The sequence below is a fragment of the Ideonella margarita genome, from assembly GCF_038066635.1.
Classification (GTDB): Bacteria; Pseudomonadota; Gammaproteobacteria; order Burkholderiales; family Burkholderiaceae_C; genus Ideonella; species Ideonella margarita.
Genome location: NZ_JBBUTI010000033.1, coordinates 1 through 846, shown reverse-complemented (window position 1 = coordinate 846; position 846 = coordinate 1). Strand labels below are relative to the sequence as shown.

Here is an 846-nt window from a genome sequence, read left to right as displayed (position 1 = left end):
ACGTTCAACGCTGGCCAGACCGCCACCATCACCGGTGTCGGCACGCTGGTCATCAACGCCAACGGCAGCTACGCCTTCACGCCAGCTGCGAACTACAACGGTCCGGTTCCAGTTACGACCTACAACCTGACGGACGGCTCGAGCACCGATACCTCGACGCTGACCATCACGGTGGACCCGGTCGATGACGCGTTCACCGATGCTGATGAGAAGGTCTCGGTCGACGAAGACACTGTCCTGAATGGCTCGGTGCTCACCGGCACGTCAAGCGTTGACGGCCCTGTCACGGTCACCACCTTCACGGTGGCTGGCGTGGCGGGCACCTTCAACGCTGGCCAGACCGCCACCATCGCTGGTGTCGGCACCCTGGTCATCAATGGCAACGGCAGCTACACGTTCAGCCCTGGCCTGAACTACAACGGCGCCGTGCCGGTCGCGACCTACACGCTGACCGATGGCTCCAGCACCGACGTCTCGACGCTGACCATCACGGTTGATCCTGTGAACGATGCGCCTGCAGCCATCGACGACAGCAACTCGGTGCCGATCAACCAGAGCGCCACCGGCAATGTGCTGACCAACGACGTCGACATCGATGGCGACACGCTGAGCGTCAGCAGCTTCACGGTGGCTGGTGTGCCTGGCACGTTCAACGCCGGCCAGACCGCGACCATCGCTGGTGTCGGCACCCTGGTCATCAACGCCAACGGCACCTACACCTTCACCCCGGCTGCGAACTACGCCGGCCCGGTGCCGGTGGCAACCTACACCGCCACCGACGGCAACGGCGGCACGGACACCGCCACGCTGGCGTTGACCATGGGCGCGAACTCGCCGCCCGATGCC

1 protein-coding gene is annotated in these 846 nt (G+C 64.8%); it reads left to right on the top strand.

The window, feature by feature from the left end; genetic code table 11:
- A partial coding sequence (locus AACH00_RS19820; RefSeq protein ID WP_341400909.1) for a tandem-95 repeat protein occupies window positions 1-846 on the top strand: 846 nt, incomplete at both ends.